Here is a 17,675-nt window from a genome sequence, read left to right as displayed (position 1 = left end):
GGTCGGTCCGCCGTCGACCCGACACCCCGCCGACCGGGTCCAATCGGACGGCTGATCGGACGCCGCCACGCGCTGGTGACGAAAACGGGCGGCAACCTGTCACAGTCCCCGGATAGTCTGCCTCGGCACGTCGCGTCCCACGCCTGGTCGGCGCGGCGTCCGCCGCCACCGCCCACCATCCGCCGGACCAACCGACTTCAGGAGAGTTAGTGACACAGCAATCCGTCGCGACATCGGACAAGCTCGACGCCGCGGTGCTCAAGGTGGCGGGTGTCGTCGTCCTTGGCGCGATCATGTCGATCCTCGACGTGACGGTGGTCAGCGTCGCGCTGCCCACGTTCCAGACCGAGTTCGACGCGTCCTACGCCCGCGTGGCCTGGACGATGACGGGCTACACGCTGGCCCTGGCCACGGTGATCCCGCTCAGCGGGTGGGCGGCCGACCGGTTCGGCACGAAGCGCCTCTACATGGTGGCGTTGGCCCTGTTCACGATCGGGTCCGGGCTCTGCGCCACCGCCGACTCGATCGGTCAGCTCATCGGCTACCGCGTCCTCCAGGGCCTCGGCGGTGGCATGCTCATGCCGCTCGGCATGACGATCATGACGCGGGCGGCCGGGCCGCACCGGATCGGCCGGCTGATGGCCGTCCTCGGCATCCCGATGCTCCTCGGCCCGATCGGTGGCCCGATCCTCGGTGGCTGGCTGATCGATACGGCGAGCTGGCACTGGATCTTCCTGATCAACCTGCCGATCGGTGTCATCGCCCTGATCTACGCGCAGTTCGCCCTTCCGAAGGACGCGCCCGAACCGTCGGAGTCCTTCGACTTCCTCGGCATGCTGATGCTCTCCCCGGGTCTCGCGCTCTTCCTCTACGGCGTCTCGTCGCTGCCCGAGGCGGGCACCTTCGGCGCGACCAAGGTCTGGGCCCCGATGCTCGTCGGCGGCGCGTTGGTGGTTGCGTTCGTGCTCTACTCCTTCACGCCCCGGCACCCGCTGCTCGACCTGCGGCTGTTCCGCAACCGCAACCTCACCATCGCGGCGGCCACGCTGTTCGTGTTCATCATCGCGTTCATGGGCGCCGGCCTGCTCTTCCCGAGCTACTTCCTCCAGGTGCGGGGTGAGTCCACGCTCGCCGCCGGCCTGCTGATGGCCCCGCAGGGCATCGGCGCGATGATCACCATGCCGATCGCCGGAACGCTCGCCGACCGGGTGCCCATCGGCCGCACCGTCCCGTTCGCGCTGGCCCTGATCGTCGTCGGGTTCTTCGGCTTCACCCAGGTCGACCCGCAGACGTCGTACTGGCTGCTCGGTGGGTCGCTGTTCGTGATGGGCCTGGGCATGGGTGGCACGATGATGCCCATCATGACCTCGGCGCTGCGGACATTGCAGGCGCAGGAGGTCGCCCGCGGCTCCACGCTGGTCAACATCCTGCAGCAGATCGGCGGCTCGGTCGGTGCCGCCGTGATGTCGGTGATCCTGACCAACGAGCTCAACGGCTCCCGGCCGATCCCGGGCCTGGTGGACCCGGAGACCGGCAAGCCGGTCACCGAGGCCGGGCTGGCGATCGCCTCCCAGCAGCGGCCGGAGCTGCTCCAGCAGGTCGACCCGTCGATCATCGAGCGCGGTCTCGACTTCGCCGCGAAGTCGTTCGCCCACACGTTCTGGGTGGGGTTCGCGCTCGTGCTGGCCACCTTCATTCCGGCCGCCCTGCTGCCGCGCCGGCGTACGCCCGCGCAGCCGCTCGGCGACGAGCAGACCGACGCGCCGAAGACGCCGGTCGTCATCCACTGACCGACGCGCCCGCCGCGCTCGACACCCGTCACGGGGTCGAGCGCGGCGGTGTGCCGGTCAGCTCAGCGGACCGTCGCCCGGCCCGTTGGGGTCCTCGATCACGTGGACCGCGGCCTCCTCGGCGCTGGCGCCACCCGCGTCGATCCCCGCGTCCCAGGCCACCGAGTCGGCCTCGTCGTCCTCGCGGACGCCCTCGTCGTACTCGACGAGACGACCCGCGCGCGGCTCGGTCTCGTACCCCCGGCGGGTCAGCTCGTCCTCGTCGTCGCCACCTTCGGCGTACGGGTCGACGTCCGGCTCCTCCTGGGCGAGGTGCTGCTCCAACGACTCACCCGCCCGCTCCTCGGCGGGGGTGGTGCCGAACCGGTTCGCCGCCGTCCAGTGGTCGGCGGCGACGATGCCGGTGTCGAGGGGGTCGCCGACCCGGTCGTCGTCGAGGGTGTCGGAGGCGTCCAGCACCCCGTCGTCCTCGACCACGTTCCACTCGTCGACGGAATCCGTCTGGCTCACGGCGGTCTCTCCTTCGTCACGGCGCAGCGAAGTGCCAAGCCTATGACCGTGCAACACCGGCGGCCCCCGAGGCCTGCCCGCTGTGACGAACCGGCGTCGGGGGCCTGCGACGCGGCGAAGCTGGTGGCCGCGTTGGTGTCGGCGCGGACGTCACCGCTTCAGCAGCTCCACCACGGCCTCGGTGAACTCCGCCGGCTGCTCGATGTGCCCGAAGTGCCCGCTTTTGTCGAGAAGTGCCAGCCGCGAGTCCTTCAGTCCCGCGTGCAGTTCCTCGGCGTAACGCGGGCCGCAGATGAAGTCGTGCGCCCCGACGATCACCACGGCCGGCACGGTGATCTCACCGAGCCGGTCGCGTACGTCGAAGGGCTCCGGATCCTGCGCGCCGGCCGGCGTCGCCCAGGCCCGCAGACCCGCCTGCAACGGGGCGAACTCGGCCTGCCGGGCCCAGAAGTCCCCGAAGTAGACCGGCAGCGCGGCGCCCAGGCCCGCGCTCAGCGTCTCGTCGTCGGTGGCGGAGAGAGCCTGCTGGAGAGCGGCCGGGATCTCCGCCGCCTCCGGCCGGTCCGGGTGCCGCTGTGGGTAGGTGGCGAGGTTGGCCATCGCGTCGGCCCAGAAGTCGGCGCCGGTGCGCGGTGAGGTGTCGTACAGGGCCAGCCCGGCAACCCGGTCCGGGTGCTCCAGGGCGTACCGCTGGATGACGAAACCGCCGTACGAGTGCCCGAGCAGGTACACCCGGGGTTCGCCGAGGTGCGTGACGACCGCGTCCAGGAAGTGGACATACGTCGCCATCCGGTAGTCGTCGGCAGTGTCGAGTCGTCCCGACGCACCGGTGCCGACCGGCTCGACGTACACCATCGTGAAGTGTTCCTCGAGGCTCGGCGCCCGCAGGTAGGACCATTCGATGCCGGGCCCGCCCGAGTGCGCCACGCACACCGGGCCGGTGCCGGCGACGTGGTAGACCTGCCGCACTCCGTCGACGGTGAACGAGTGGGCGCCGGGCGCGAGCGCGCCGACGTCGTGCTGGGTGGAACCCATGAGCTGTCTCCCGATCCGTGACCCGTGCGGCGGGTGCCGCGACGGCAACTGGTGGCTGGACACGGACCAGATGCGTGGGTCGCCGGGAAAGTTCGCTCGGCGGGAAGGTTTTTTCAGAGTCGCGCCGGGACCGGGTGGAACAGGGTGAGCTGACGCACCCGCCCCTCGCGCAGCATCTGCACCCACAGGGCCGCGGGCGGGCAGTGCTCCGGGTCGTCCGGCGGGCTGATCAGGTCGGTCTCCCAGATCAGCACGTCGCCGCTGGTCACGACGTTGCGCAGGCGCTGTCGTACCCCGGCTTGCAGATCGCCCGTCATGCCGCGGATCGCGAGGTCGCGGTCACCGCGAGGTCCGCCCGCAACGACCATCTGGGCGTCCGGCCACCAGGTGTCGTGCACCACCTGGTCGAAGTCGCCCCGCATCGCCGTGGCGATCACGTCGGCGCCTTCGCGCCACCGGGCGTCGCCGGCCGCGCGCACGTCCGCGTGCGCGGCGGTCGCGGCCGTGCGCAGGCCGCCGGCGAGGGCCCGCCGGGCGTGGCTGAGGCGGCTGCGGACGGTGCCGACCGGGACCCCGCACACGGCCGCGATCTGCTCGTACGAGGAGGCGTCGCTGAAGTAGCGCAGCAGGGTGACCAGGCGGTCGGGTTCGGAGAGCTCCCCGATGGCGTGCCACACCCAGTCGCGCAGCGCGCCGGCGTCCAGAGCCTCCTCGGGGGTGGGATCGGTGCCGGGGTGGGCGAACCACTGCGGGTCGGCGACCGGTGTCGGCCGTGGCGCGCGCAGGGTCATCCGGGCGTTGTTACGGACGATCGCGCGCAGCCACGGGCCGACGGCGGCCGGGTCGCGGATCTCGCCGACCCGCCGCAGCGCCGTCACCAGGGCGTCCTGCACGGCGTCCTCGGCGTCCGGTCCGTAGCCGAGCAGGCTCACCGCGACCGCCCGCATGCCGGCCTCGTGACGGGTCAACAGCACGCCGAGCGCCCCCGCGTCGCCCGACTGCGCGAGCGTCACCAGTTCGACGTCACCCAGCGTCATGCCCAGTTCCTCCCCGAAACGCCCGTTCTGATCGTCCGCTGATCAAGCGTACGGCGGGCCGGCGCGCCGCCACGGCGGGCGGTGCGCAGCGCAGGGCCGATCCGTCGCAGCTACCCGCCCCGTCGGCGGGCCGTGCGGTGGGGCCGGGCGGCTGAGTCAGGATGAGAGGCGTGGATATCGAACCGGTCGACGGCGCGCCCCGACGAGCGTTCGTCCGGACGGTCCTGCGGCAGCGCTGGGAGGATCTCACCTTCCTGCACTGGACCGTCGCTCCGGAACTGGTCGCGCCGCTGCTGCCCGCCGGCACTCGTCCGGACACGCTGGACGGCGTGTGCTTCGTCGGGCTGATCGGCTTCCGGATGGTCGGGTTGGGGTTCGGTCGCGGGCCGGGGGTGCCGTACTTCGGCACCTTCGCCGAGACGAACGTCCGGCTCTACTCGGTCGACCACACCGGACGGCGGGCCGTCGTGTTCCGGTCGCTCGACGCCTCCCGCCTGGTGCCGGTGCTCGTCGCGCGGGCGACGCTACGCCTGCCGTACCTCTGGTCGTCGATGCGGCTGGACCGCGACGGTGACCGACTCACCTACCGGTGCCGGCGACGCTGGCCCGGCCCGGCGGGTACGACGAGCCGGATGGAGGTGCGGGTGGGGGAGCGGATCGTCGACCCCACGCCCGTCGAACACTTCCTCACCGCCCGCTGGGGGCTGCACACCCGGGCGTACGGTCGCACCCTGCACCTGCCGAACTGGCATCCCCGCTGGCCGTTGCACCGGGCAGAACTGCTGCGCCTGGACGACGGGTTGGTCGCCGCCGCCGGCCTGCCGGCACCGGTGGGACCGCCGGTCAGCGTGCTCTACGCGCCCGGCGTCGGGGTGCGGTTCGGCCCGCCGGTGGCGCTCCGGCGGCCCGGCGGATGACACCGGGCCGCCGGTCGCTCAGTAGCGACCGCCCTCCGGAGCGGGCAGGGCGTCGAGGTCGGCGAGTTCCTCCGCGCCGAGCCGCACGTCGCCGGCCGCGCAGTTGTCCACCAGGTATTTCGGCGTCTTGGTGCCGGGGATCGGGATCACCCGGTCGCCCTGGGCGACCACCCACGCGAGCGCGACCTGCGCGGGGCTGACCCCGGCCCGGTCGGCGATCTCCCGGACCCGGCCGACGATGGCGAGGTTGGCGCGCAGCGCGTCCTGCTGGAAGCGCGGCAGGCCACGGCGGAAGTCGTCGGCCGGCAGGTCGTCGAACGACGCGAACCGTCCGGTGAGGAAGCCGCGGCCCAGCGGTGAGAACGGCAGGAACGCGATGCCCTGCGCGGCGCAGTACGGCAGCACCTCGGTCAGCGGGTCCCGGGTCCACAGCGACAGCTCGGACTGCACCGACGCCACCGGATGCACCGCCTGAGCCCGCACGATCTGGGCCACCGTCACCTCGGACAGGCCGATCTGACGCGTCTTGCCCGCCGCGACGACCTCCGCCATCGCGCCCCAGGACTCCTCGATGGGCACGTCGGGGTCGACGCGGTGCAGTTGGTAGAGGTCGACGTGGTCGGTGCCGAGGCGGCGCAGGCTGTCGTCGATCGCCGCGCGGATGTGCTCCGGCCGGCCGTTGTTGCCGAGCTTCGGTGAGTTGCCGGGGCCGCCCGTCGCGGACGCCGCGACGAGCCCGACCTTTGTCGCCAGGACGGCCCGCTCCCGGTGGCCGCCGGCCAGCGCCCGCCCGACCAGCTCCTCGTTGGTGTACGGCCCGTACACATCGGACGTGTCGATCAGCGTGGCGCCCAGGTCCAGCGCCTGCCGGATCACCGCGATCGAGGTGTCGTCGTCGCGAGGGCCGGTGATGTCGTATCCGTGGCTCATGCCCATGCACCCGAGACCGATGACGCCGACCTCGGGCCCCGCACTGCCCAGCGTGGTGGTTCGCATGACCCCCACGCTACGGCCGCCGACCGCCGACCGCCGACCGCCGTGCAACTCGGCCAGGGGTGACCGGCGGCGATCCGACCCGCCCAGAAAAGTTCGGCGGCCATGTCGAGGACGCAGCGCCTGCTTCGACCAAAGATTGAGGGCCGGGCACGACCGGACCCACCGGCAGGCTGACACCGCACGAACCAAGGAGTGGACCGATGACGAGGGTGACGACCGGGGCGACGATGTCGTTGGACGGCTACATCGCGGACGCCTCACACGGCGGCTTCGAGCACCTCTTCCAGTGGTACGGCAGCGGCGACGTCGAGACGCCGACGGCCAACCCCGAGATGACGTTCCGGACGTCCGCCGCGAGCGCCCGTCATCTGCGGGAGCTCAACGAACGTACCGGCGCGCTGGTCGTCGGCCGGCGGCTGTTCGACATGACCAGCGGGTGGGGCGGCCGGCACCCGATGGACGTGCCCGTCGTGGTCGTCACACACAGCGTGCCGGAGGGCTGGGAGCGTGAGAGCGAGTCCTTCGTCTTCGTCACCGACGGCATCGTCAGCGCCATCGACCGCGCGAAGGCGCTCGCCGGTGACAAGGAGGTCGGCGTCAACGGTGGCACCATTGCGGCCCAGGTCGTCGAGGCCGGCCTGCTCGACGAGGTGCACGTCGACCTCGTTCCGGTCGTGCTCGGCGCCGGCATACCGCTCTTCGCCGGCCTGACCATTGCGCCGATGCAACTCGACGGTCCTTTCCGCGTCGTCGAGGGCGACGGCGTCACCCACCTGGCCTACCGCGTACGCCCGGCGGGCTGACCGCCCGGCCCGGGGGCCGGCCCGCACGGCCGGCCCCTCGACTGGCCCGGCACCGTGGTGTCCCCGGACCACCCGGCACGTCGCGCAGGAACCGCGCGGCGAGGTTCGGGAACTCAGAGTGGCGCTGCCGCCATGGCGGAGCCGACGTCCCGGCGGTATGCTCCGGCGTGATGATCACTTCCTCTCGCCACAGATTGGAGGTCCGATCCGCGAACGGTGAGTGCTGATGCGCTCCCGGGCCGCGGATGCGGATTCTCGACTCTCCCTCTGGCGTCGCGTGCGCGATTTCGCCGTGCCGCCCTCCATGATCGAACGTGCCACCGCTCGTCGCCTGGTCGGTGACTGTGCCGGGGCGTGCGCCGCCGCGCGCATCGGTCTCGACGTGAACCTGCGTACGGTCGCCAACCGCCACGGCCGCGACCTGGCGGCCCGGCTCCGGGCCGACCTCCGACACCTGGCGCCCGACCTGCTGCGGTGGCACCTGCCGAGGATCGCCCCCGACGGTCTGCTGCGTCCGGACACGACCGTGGCGCTGGCCCGGTACGACCCGGGGTCGCCCGGTGCCGGGGCGGTGCAGTTGGTGGCCCGGACCGCGCCCGGCTGGGCCGACGCCGGGCAGCGGATCAGCCTCGGGTTGTGGGACGCGGCCGACTCCGGTCCGCACCCCGACCAGCGATTCCGGCTCGACCTGCACCGCCACCTGTGGGACGTGCGTCGAGCCGCTGAGCTGGGGGCGCGATCCGGCGCGCAGCGGTGCCCCGCCGACGTGCCACCCGAGGGCGTGGCCGACGTTTTCGGTACGGCGGCGGCGCGGCCGGCCGGGTACGCGATCGACCGGTGGACGGCCGAGGCGGCGCTCCTGCTTCGCGCCGAGGGTCGGTCCAGCGGGCCCGTCGTGGTGCGGCTCGGCGTCCGACGGCGGATCGTCCTGCACGTCAGCGCGGAGGCGGTCGGTTCGCCCGCCACCGCGCGCCTGGTGGCGCCGGAGGACGGCAGGCGAGCGCCGGTGCTGCCCGACGCGGCGACCTGGGTGCTGCCCGACCTGGCGCTGCTGCGTGCGGGGCTCATCGAGGCCGACGAACTCCATCCCCTGGTGGCGTCGGCGCTCGTACCGGAGCATCGGGTGGTCGTCGGTGCGACCGTGCCGGCCCGGCCCGTGCTACCGCGCCTGGTCTCCTGCCGGGGCGCCCACCATCGCATCGACCTGGTCGACGGGGTGCTCGTCGCGCTGGACCACGATCCGGCGGAGATCCGCCGGGAGGAGTTGCTGAGCGCGCTCACCGGGACTCCGCTGCCCTGCCTGCGGGCGATCGACGAGGCGCACCGAGATCCGGAGTGTCTACCCGACGTGCGGGCACGGCTGGACCACGGCGACGCCGCCGGAGCGCTGGACACCGTCGAGGCGCTGCTCGGGCCCGCCGCGCTCCTGCCGGACGGCCCGCTGCGCGACGAACTCGAGACCGCCGCGCAGCGGCGGATAACCCATGGCCTGTTCCGGGCCGGCCTCATCGGGGCCGGGCCGGGCCCGACCATCGAGGGACCCCGGCGTCACGGCGAGCGACGCCGGCGTTCCCGGCACGCCACCGCGCGCTGACCCGCGCCTTCCGCCCCTTCCGAAATGGCGGCTTCTCCCACCCGCCGACAACCCACACAAGGTGATGACTCATGCCCGTATCTGCTCAGCTCGACGTCGCCGACGACCTGGTCGCCCTGCTCAACGCGACCACCACCGAGCCCCGTCCGGACAACCAGCTGGCGGCCCTGACCCTGGCCGTGGCCGCCGACCTGCCCGTACTGCTCTGGGGGGAGCCCGGCATCGGCAAGACGGCCGCCCTGGCCAACCTGGCGACCACCCTGGACCTGCCGCTGACCACTGTCGTGGCCAGCGTCCACGAGCCGTCCGACTTCTCGGGACTGCCCATCGTGGGCGACGACCCGGCCACCCAGGGCGTTCCGATGGCCCCACCGGACTGGGCGGTACGCCTGGTCCGGGCCAGCCGGGGCCTGCTGTTCCTCGACGAGTTGTCCACCGCGCCGCCCGCCGTCCAGGCCGCCCTGCTGCGCCTCGTGCTGGAGCGGCGCGTCGGCGCGCTGCGGCTGCCAGCCGGCGTCCGCATCGTCGCCGCCGCCAATCCACGCTCGTCGGCGGCCGACGGCTGGGAGTTGAGCCCACCGTTGGCGAACCGCTTCGTACACCTGCAGTGGACCCATGACCACGAGGTCGTCGTCCGTGGACTCGGCGGGACCTGGCCGCTCGCGACGCTGCCCCGCCTCGACCCGGCCCTACTGCCGGAGGCCGTCGCCTTCGCCCGGCGCGCGGTGTGCGGCCTGCTCTCCGTGCGGCCGGATCTCGTGCACCGGCTGCCCAGCACCGAGGTGGCGCGCGGCGGGCCGTGGCCGTCGCCCCGTAGTTGGGAGATGGCGCTGCGGTTGACCGCCTTCGCGACCGCCGCGGGCGTCTCGCGCGAGGTGCTGTCGATGCTGGTGCGGGGCACGGTCGGGGACGGCCCCGGTCTGGAACTGCTGGCCAGCATGGACCGGATGGACCTGCCCGACCCGGAGGAGTTGCTGGCCGACCCGGCGGCTGCGGTGCTGCCCGAGCGCGGTGACCTGCGGCAGGCCACGTTGGACGCCGTGGTCGCGGCGGTCCGCAACCGCCCCGAACGCTCGCGGTGGGACGCCGCGTGGGCGCTGCTGGCCCGCGCGGTGGAGACCGGCGCGCCCGACCTGGTGGTGGTTCCCGCGACCACCCTGGCCACCCTGCGCCGCCAGGACTGGGAGGTGCCCGCCACCATCGAACGCCTCTCGGGGGCGGTGTCGCTCTCGCGCCGCGCCGACCAGGTGGCGGCGCGCATCGCGGCCGGTGCGACGGGCGCGCGATGACCGGCGGAGGTACGACGACGGCGGGCGACCCGGTGCCGCTGGACGTCGACAAGCTGTACGCCGCCCGACTGCACGCCGCCCGCGTGCGCCCCTACCTGGCCACCGCGCTGTTCGCCCTGCGGCCGGTGGCGTCACGGCAGGTGCCGACGATGGCCGTCGACAGGTACTGGCGCTGCTACGTCTCGCCCGCCTTCGTCGCCCGTACGCCGCTGGAGGAGCTTGCCGGGGTGTGGGTGCACGAGGTGTCGCACCTGCTGCGTGACCACCACGGCAGGAGCGACCGGGTGGCCCGCGCGCGAGGGCTGAGCGGTTGTGGGGAGCGGTTGCGGATGAACATCGCCGCGGACTGCGAGATCAACGACGACGTGTTCGGTGACGGTCTGACGATGCCCGCGGGCGCCGTCCACCCGGCGTCGCTCGGGCTCGCCCCCGGCGAGCTGATGGAGGACTACCTGCGCCAGTTCGGGTTGGGGCCGCGCACCCAGGACCTGGTCTGGCTGGACTGTGGCAGCGGCGCGGACGGACTGGCGAGGGGGTGGGACCTGGGGCCCGACGGCGCGCACGGTCTCAGCGAGCAGGAGCGTGACCTGGTGCGGCACCGGGTGGCGGAGGGCATCACCGGGCATCCCGGTTCCGTTCCGCGGGGGTGGCGGCGGTGGGCGGAGCAGGCTTTCCACCCTCCGCAGCCGTGGCGGGACCTGCTGGGGGCGGCAGTCCGCTCGGCGGCGGTGGCCTCCGGGGTCGGGTCGGACCACACCTACGGGCGGCCGTCCCGACGGTCGGTCGGCCTACCCGGTGTGGTTCTGCCGAGCCTGCGCCGCCGTCCCCCGTCGGTGTGCGTCATCGTGGACACGTCCGGGTCGGTCAGCGACGCCGAGTTGGGCAGCGTGCTGCTCGAGGTGGCGGCGATCTCCCGGGCCGTCTGCGGTCGACGGGACCTGGTGAGCGTGTTGTCGTGCGACGCGGCGGCCCGGGTCGTGCACCCGCTGTGCCGCGCGGAGGAGATCCCGCTGATCGGTGGTGGAGGGACGGACCTGCGTGCCGGGTTCGCCCGAGCGCTGCGGGTGCGGCCTCGACCGGACGTCGTCGTGGTGTTGACCGACGGGCAGACGCCCTGGCCGTCCACGCGCCCGTCGGCGCGGACGGTGGTCGGGCTGTTTCCCCGACACCGAGCGTCGTGGAGCGAGGAGGTGGACCGGGTGCCGACCCGACCGCCGGCGTGGGCGCGGGTGGTGACCATCGGTCCGACTTAGAATCGACAGTGCTCACTGCTTTTGTCGGTGTGGGCTGGGGGCTGGCACGAAGGGCGGTGGGCGGTATGGGACCGGACGAGCGGCGACGGTTGTTCGAGCAGGCGCGGGAGCGCTCGACGCGACAGCGGACGTGGGCGGAGGCCGACCGGCTGTGGGTCCGGGTGATCGCGGCGTACCGGGAGGCCGTGCGGGAGCCCGGCCGGGCGGCGCGGGAGGACCAGCAGCAGTTGGCCCGGGCGCTGTGGCGGCACAGCATGCTGATGTCCGCGCGGGGCAGGGCCGCCGACGCGATGGCGCCCGGCGGCGAGGCGGTCGTCGTCTTCGAGCGGGTGTACGACGCCGTGGCGGCCGAGTTCGCGAGCGTGCTCGCCACGCCCCGGGACGAGGCCCTGGCCGAACTGATCACCGCGCTGGTGGACCTGGCCGAGGTCTCGTTCGCCGCCGGTCAGCCCGCCACCCGGCGGGACCTGTTGGAGCGTGCCGTGACGGTGGGCCTGACCTGCGCCGGGGAACCGCCGTCCGCCGGGCCGCGGACCCGGGAGGCGATGGGGACCGCCTACCACAACCAGGCGGTGGCGCTGCTGCACCGGCACCTCACCCGGCCGTCGTCGGCCCAGGGCGCCCAGGAGGCGGCGTTGGCCGCGTCGCGCGCCTGTGAGCTGCGGCAGGGGCTGCTGGACATGACGCGTCCGCTGTCGTTCTGGGAGATGGCCAACACCTACGGGGTGTACGCCCAGTGCCTGGTCCTGATCGGTGACCTGGACCGGGCGGCCATCGTGCTGAGTATGGGCAACCGATTCGTCGAGACGCTGGGCCCGGCCGCCGCCGAGCCGGCCCAGAAGTTGCGGATCGCGACCGAGATGCTGGCCCGGGAGAAGGGTACGACCGGTTCGCGTCGCTGGGGCTGGCGGCGCTGACCCGTCCGGCTTGCATGGAATCGTCATCCATCGATACTGTGCGCGAAGGCGCCGCCCCGCCGCAGACCACCACCGTCGATCCGAAGCGGGTTCCGCATGCGCACACTGAGACTTGTCACGTCGCTGGCCGTCGCCGGCCTCCTGGCCGGAGCGGTGGCGACGATCGCCACGCCGGCCAGCGCGGCGACCGCCGCGTTCTCCGTGACCAACAGCTGGGGCAGTGGCTATCAGGGCCAGGTCACGGTCACCAACGACACCTCCGCGCCGATCAGCGGTTGGCGGGTCGAGTTCGACCTGCCGTCCGGCACGAGCATCAGCCAGTCGTGGAACGCCCAGCAGGTGACCGCCGGCAGCCACTACACCTTCAGCAACACGACGTGGAACGGCGCCCTCGCGGCCGGCGCGTCCACGTCGTTCGGCTTCCTCGTCAACGGCTCCGGCACCCCGGTGAACTGCACCGTCAACGGCGCCGGCGTGTCCTGCTCCGGTGGCACGCCCCCGACCACGCCGCCGCCCACCACGCCACCCCCGACCACGCCACCGCCCACCACCCCGCCACCCACCACCCCGCCGCCGACCACCGGCACGCCGGTCGAGCGGTACGGGCAACTGCGGGTCTGCGGCACGACGATGTGCGACCGTACCGGCGCCCGGGTGCAACTGCGCGGCGTCAGCAGCATGTGGCTGAACTGGGAGACCGCCCCGTACGCCGAGAACCTGTCCGCGCTGCGGTGGATGCGGGACAACTGGAACCTCCAGGTGATCCGCGCGGCGATGGGCGTCGAGCCGGCCGGGGCGTACCTCAGCGATCCGGGCAGGGCGCGGGCGCAGGTGGAGACCATCATCAACAACGCGGTCAGCGCCGGGGTGTACGTGATCGTCGACTGGCACGCCCACGAGGCGCAGAACAACCAGTCCCAGGCGGTGGCGTTCTTCGGTGACCTGGCCCGCCGCTACGGTCACCTGCCCAACGTGATCTGGGAGACGTGGAACGAGCCGTTGCAGTTCACCTGGACCGGCGTCATCAAGCCGTACCACCAGGCGGTGGTCTCCGCGATCCGCGCCGCCGACCCGGACAACATCGTGGTGCTCGGAACGCCGACGTGGTCGCAGGACGTGGATGCCGCGGCGGCCAGCCCGCTCTCCGGCACCAACCTCATGTACACCCTGCACTTCTACTCCTGCACCCACGGCGCGTCGCTGCGCGCCAAGGGTGACGCGGCGATCCGGGCCGGCCTGGCGCTGTTCGTCACCGAGTGGGGCGCCAGCAACGCCGACGGTGGCCTCGACGGTCGGGCCTGCCTGCCCGAGGCGCAGTCCTGGATCGACTGGATGAGGGCGAACGGCATCTCCTGGACCGCCTGGAAACTCGACGTCGGCACCGACACCACCAACCTGCTCAGCCCGGGCGCGCCGGTGACCGGCGGATGGAACAACTACCTGCACGGCCACGCGCCGTTCGTGGTCGCCAACATGAGGTGACCCAGTAGCGCGCTTGATCAACTCCAGATCGCCGATGTCGGGGTGTCCCGCTGGCCCGGACACCCCGACATCGCCGATCCCGTGTTGATCACCCAGGGCGGTATATCGCGCTCGACCAGACCCGACCCCCGACCGTGGTGTAAGGCTCGCCGGTCCCGACCGAGCGGCGTCCGCCGGCCTGTGATGGGATACGACCGATGGTCGAATCGCAGGCGCCGATGTTGGAGATGCTGTGGGAGTCGCACGACACACTCCACGCGCTCGACGAACGGTTCGGCTTCGGCGATGCGGAGTCGGCCGGCCGCTGGGTCGTCGCGATGCTGAAGGAGCACTGGGGCGTCCGTGTCGACTCCTGCGAGCGAATCGTCATGAGCGGGGGCAACGCGATAGCCTGGGTCGGCACGCCGTCCGGCCGACTGCTCGCGAAATGGTCGGTAGTGCGCGAGCGTTTTCCGCGTTTGATGGAGACGGCGCGTCTCACGAGCTGGCTCCACGACCGAGGGCTGCCGGTCTCGCCACCGATTCCCGCAGGAGAAGGCGGCCTTCAGGTCGAGGCCAACGGTGTGTCAATGGGCCTGCAGCGCGAGATTGCGGGCGACCTCCTCGACACCGCTGATCTCAACCAGGTGCGGGCGGCCGGAGTCGTGCTCGCCCAATTGCAGGACGCGCTGGCCGCATACCCGGACGCTGATCGACTTCTCGACCCCGCCGTCCCGTTCACGCCGTTGACGGCCCGGGTCACCGACTGGCTCGACTCCCGCGCCGACCACCTGCCGATGGCCGCCCGTGACAAGCTGCGCGGGCTGGTCACCAGCGCGCCGTCCGACCGCCTTCCCCGCCAACTCGTCCATTTCGATATCCGCTCGGCCAACATCCTGTGGGCCCGCAACGAGGTCGCCGCGATCCTCGACTTCGAGGAGGCCCAGCATGATCACCGAATCGTCGAGCTGGCCCGCGCAGCGGTCCTGCTCGGCACCCGTTACCGCAACTGGGGGCCGGTGCCGGCCGACGTTCGCGCAGAATTCCTCAGCAGCTACCAGTCCGAGCGTCCGCTGACCTCGGCCGAGGCGGGCTGGTTGACCATCCTCCTGCTCTGGCAGGCCCTGGCGATGGTGCCGCCCGGCGACGACCCGACCGGGTGGGGACCGTCGGCCTTGAGCCAGCTGAGCCAGGAGACCGCAGATGCGCGCGGACCCGAGGCCTACGGCTCGTTGTCCGAAGAGGATCAGCGGCTACGCGCGTAGTCGATCCTCCGGCCGGTAGCCGGTGCGTCACCTTAACGCGCTGGAAACACCCTCGGTACCAAGCCTGGGAACGCTCGTCGGACAGCCGAGAGCACCGACACGCGAACCGGGGTGACCATGGCCGACAACACCACGAACGCGGCGACGTTCGACGGGCCGGTGGGCCGGTCCGGCAACCGCCGGGCCGTGCCCACGGCCCGTCCCGCACCGGCCCCGCCGGCGTACGACGACGACCCGGCGGACCTCGCCACCATCGGTGTCGAGGAGGAGTTCCACGTCGTCGACCTGCACACCCGGGAGCTGGTGCCCCGGGCCGGGGAACTGCTCGACCGGCTGCCGGCCACGTCGTACACCGCCGAACTGCACCGCAGCGTGGTGGAGACCAACACCGCCGTCTGCCGCACCCTGGACGAGATCCGCGCCGAGCTGACCCGGCTGCGGCAGGCGGCCGTCCAGGTCGCCGACCGCGCCGGGCTGGGCATCGTGGCGGCCGGTACGGTGCCGCTGCGCGCCGACGGCGACCCGAGCGTCACCCCCACGTCCCGCTACCGGCGGATGGTCGACGAGTACCAGTTGCTCGCCCGGGAGCAGTTGATCTGCGGCGCGCAGGTGCACGTCGGCGTCTCCGACCGGGACCTGGCGGTCGCCGTCACCCGCCGCGTCCAGCCGTGGCTGCCGGTGCTGCTCGCCCTCTCCACCAGCTCGCCGTACTGGATGGGCCAGGACAGCGGCTACGCCAGCGTCCGGTCGCTGGTCTGGCAGCGCTGGCCCACCGCCGGTGACCCGGGCGAGGTGACCAGCGCGGCCGACCACGAGGCCCTGGTCGCCGAGCTGATCGCCTCCGAGACGATCACCGACCCCGCGATGATCTACTTCGACGTCCGGCCGTCCGCGCACGTGCCCACCGTCGAACTGCGGATCACCGACGCCAACGCCGACGTCGAGACGATCGTCTTGCTCACCGGCCTGTTCCGGGCGCTCGTGCGACGCGAGGTAGCCGCCCTGCGGGCCGGCGTCGAGCGCACCGCCGTCCGGCCGCCGGTGCTGCGCGCCGCCGTGTGGCGGGCCGCCCGCTCCGGCCTCGAAGGCGACCTGCTCGACCTGCCCCGCTCGGCCCGGCCCGTATCCGCCGCCGAGGCGGTCCGCCGCCTGGTGAGCGACCTGCGCCCGCAACTCGAGGCGACCGGGGACTGGCAACAGGTCAGCGAGCTGACCCGGTACGCCCTCGACCGGGGCAGCTCCGCCGCCCGGCAGCGGCGGGCGTACGAGCGGCGGGGCCGGCTGGCCGACGTGGTCGACCTGCTGCTCGACGAGACCCGGGGCCGGGTACGTGCCCCGCTGCCCGGCGCGCCGCCACCGCCCGCGCTGCCCACGTACGCCGACGCGGGCGACGAGGTCTTCGGTCCGGCCGGGCCGACGCCCGGGTACCGCCCGTTGCTCGCCGCCCTGCGCTCCCTCGGTGCGGTCGGCCTGCGCCAGCGCGAGCACGACCGGGACGAGGAGCAGCGGGCCCGGGGCGTGACCTTCAGCGTGGCCGGCGAGGCCAGCACCCGCCTCTTCCCGGTCGACCTGGTGCCCCGGGTGGTACCCGCCGACGACTGGCGGACCCTGCGTACCGGCCTCGTGCAGCGCGCCCGCGCGCTCGACGCGTTCCTGCGCGACGTATACGCCGACCGGGCCGTGGTGGCCGACGGGGTCGTACCGGCCTGGGTGGTGGAGTCCTCGCCGGGGCTGCGCCCGACCGGCGCGCTGATGGGCCGGCATGGCACCCGCGCCCAGGTGTCCGGAACCGATCTCGTCCGCGACCCCGACGGCGGCTGGTACGTGCTGGAGGACAACCTGCGGGTGCCCTCGGGCATCGGCTACGCCGTGCAGAACCGGCGGCTCACCCGGGCGGTGCTCCCCGAGCTGCCGGTCCCCGCCGACCTGCTGCCCGCCGACGAGACACCGGCGATGCTGCACCGGGCGTTGGTCGCCGCCGCGCCGGCCGCCGCCGACGAGCCCGCCGTGGTGGTGCTCAGCAGTGGCCCCGGCGACCCGGCCTGGTTCGAGCACCGGCTGCTCGCCGACGAGATGGGTGTGCCGCTGACCGAGAGCGGTGACCTGCTGGTCCAGGACGGCCGCGTGCACATGGTCTCCGAGGGGCACCGCAGCCCGGTGGACGTGATCTACCTGCGGATGGACGAGGAGGCGCTGCTGCACGCACCGGGCGCGGACGGCGTGCCGCTGGGCTGGCCGCTGCTCGCGGCGGTGCACGCCGGGCGGCTCACGCTGGCCAACGCGCTGGGCAACGGCGTCGGCGACGACAAGGCGCTGTACGCGTACGTGCCCCGGCTCATCGAGTACTACCTCGGGGAGAAGGCGCTGCTCGGCGACGTGCCGACGTACCTGTGCGGGCTGCCCGAGCAGCGCGCCGAGGTGCTGGGCCGGCTCGACGAACTGGTGCTCAAGCCGGTCGACGGGTACGGCGGCGACCGCGTGGTGATCGGCCCGCGCGCCGAGGCGGAGGAGTTGGACGCCGTCCGGGAGCAGATCCTCGCCGCCCCGCACCGGTGGATCGCCCAGGAGATGGTCACGCTCACCACCCACCCGGTCTTCGACGGTACGGCGCTCGCGCCTCGCCACGTTGACCTGCGCGCGTTCGTGTTCCTCGGCGAGACTGCGGAGGTGGCGCCGGTGGCCCTGACCCGGGTCGCGCCGGCCGGCAGCATGATCGTCAACTCGTCGCGGGGAGGTGGGTCGAAGGACACCTGGCTGCTCGGCGGAGCCGGGGAGCCCTCGGTGTAACCCACGCTTGATGCGGATGTC

General features: G+C 72.9%; 14 protein-coding genes. 10 read left to right on the top strand and 4 right to left on the bottom strand.

Translation table 11 applies throughout. The features are described from left to right. The first annotated feature begins 209 nt into the window (after positions 1–209). Entirely contained in the window at positions 210–1,790 is a 1,581-nt protein-coding gene (locus ACN263_RS16435; protein ID WP_422735179.1) for a DHA2 family efflux MFS transporter permease subunit, read from the top strand. 57 nt (positions 1,791–1,847) lie between these two features. Here ACN263_RS16435 and ACN263_RS16430 read toward each other — a convergent pair whose 3' ends face one another. The 3 genes from ACN263_RS16430 to ACN263_RS16420 all read right to left on the bottom strand — a co-directional run bounded on the left by ACN263_RS16430 (position 1,848) and on the right by ACN263_RS16420 (position 4,372). Next, entirely contained in the window at positions 1,848–2,300 is a 453-nt protein-coding gene (locus tag ACN263_RS16430; RefSeq protein WP_422735178.1) for a DUF5709 domain-containing protein, read from the bottom strand. Between the two features lie 150 nt (positions 2,301–2,450). After that, on the bottom strand, positions 2,451–3,335 hold the full coding sequence (locus ACN263_RS16425) for an alpha/beta fold hydrolase (protein ID WP_422735176.1): 885 nt from the start codon (positions 3,333–3,335) through the stop codon (positions 2,451–2,453). 113 nt (positions 3,336–3,448) lie between these two features. Beyond that, positions 3,449–4,372 carry an RNA polymerase sigma factor gene (locus ACN263_RS16420; RefSeq protein WP_422735175.1) on the bottom strand — a complete coding sequence of 308 codons (924 nt, stop codon included), beginning with the start codon at positions 4,370–4,372 and terminating at the stop codon, positions 3,449–3,451. 170 nt (positions 4,373–4,542) lie between these two features. Here ACN263_RS16420 and ACN263_RS16415 point away from each other — a divergent pair, with 170 nt between their 5' ends. Further along, positions 4,543–5,289, top strand: a complete 747-nt coding sequence (locus ACN263_RS16415; RefSeq protein ID WP_422735174.1) for a YqjF family protein — start codon at positions 4,543–4,545, stop codon at positions 5,287–5,289. An 18-nt stretch (positions 5,290–5,307) separates the two neighbouring features. Here ACN263_RS16415 and ACN263_RS16410 read toward each other — a convergent pair whose 3' ends face one another. Then, positions 5,308–6,285: an aldo/keto reductase gene (locus ACN263_RS16410; RefSeq protein WP_422735173.1), complete on the bottom strand. Its 978-nt coding sequence runs from the start codon at positions 6,283–6,285 to the stop codon at positions 5,308–5,310. A gap of 200 nt (positions 6,286–6,485) precedes the next feature. On the opposite strand from ACN263_RS16410, the gene ACN263_RS16405 reads away from it, so the two are divergent. The 8 genes from ACN263_RS16405 to ACN263_RS16370 all read left to right on the top strand — a co-directional run bounded on the left by ACN263_RS16405 (position 6,486) and on the right by ACN263_RS16370 (position 17,654). Continuing rightward, positions 6,486–7,088, top strand: coding sequence for a dihydrofolate reductase family protein (locus ACN263_RS16405; protein ID WP_422735172.1), 603 nt, complete (start codon positions 6,486–6,488; stop codon positions 7,086–7,088). A 226-nt stretch (positions 7,089–7,314) separates the two neighbouring features. Next, on the top strand, positions 7,315–8,682 hold the full coding sequence (locus ACN263_RS16400; RefSeq protein WP_422735171.1) for a hypothetical protein: 1,368 nt from the start codon (positions 7,315–7,317) through the stop codon (positions 8,680–8,682). 71 nt (positions 8,683–8,753) lie between these two features. Further along, positions 8,754–9,971, top strand: coding sequence for an AAA family ATPase (locus tag ACN263_RS16395; RefSeq protein WP_422735170.1), 1,218 nt, complete (start codon positions 8,754–8,756; stop codon positions 9,969–9,971). Next, positions 9,968–11,224, top strand: a complete 1,257-nt coding sequence (locus tag ACN263_RS16390; RefSeq protein ID WP_422735169.1) for a DUF2201 family putative metallopeptidase — start codon at positions 9,968–9,970, stop codon at positions 11,222–11,224. The genes ACN263_RS16395 and ACN263_RS16390 overlap by 4 nt, the downstream gene beginning before the upstream one ends. A gap of 65 nt (positions 11,225–11,289) precedes the next feature. Beyond that, on the top strand, positions 11,290–12,141 hold the full coding sequence (locus ACN263_RS16385) for a hypothetical protein (protein ID WP_422735168.1): 852 nt from the start codon (positions 11,290–11,292) through the stop codon (positions 12,139–12,141). A 96-nt stretch (positions 12,142–12,237) separates the two neighbouring features. Next, positions 12,238–13,623, top strand: a complete 1,386-nt coding sequence (locus ACN263_RS16380; RefSeq protein ID WP_422735167.1) for a cellulase family glycosylhydrolase — start codon at positions 12,238–12,240, stop codon at positions 13,621–13,623. A gap of 197 nt (positions 13,624–13,820) precedes the next feature. Then, positions 13,821–14,867 (top strand): phosphotransferase, encoded by a 1,047-nt coding sequence (locus ACN263_RS16375; RefSeq protein WP_422735165.1) that lies wholly within the window; start codon positions 13,821–13,823, stop codon positions 14,865–14,867. Positions 14,868–14,984: 117 nt separating this feature from the next. Then, positions 14,985–17,654, top strand: a complete 2,670-nt coding sequence (locus ACN263_RS16370) for a glutamate--cysteine ligase (protein ID WP_422735164.1) — start codon at positions 14,985–14,987, stop codon at positions 17,652–17,654. Positions 17,655–17,675 lie beyond the last annotated feature (21 nt).

Source organism: Micromonospora sp. WMMD729, assembly GCF_049315225.1.
GTDB lineage: Bacteria > Actinomycetota > Actinomycetes > Mycobacteriales > Micromonosporaceae > Micromonospora.
This window is presented reverse-complemented; position numbering and strand designations above follow the sequence as displayed.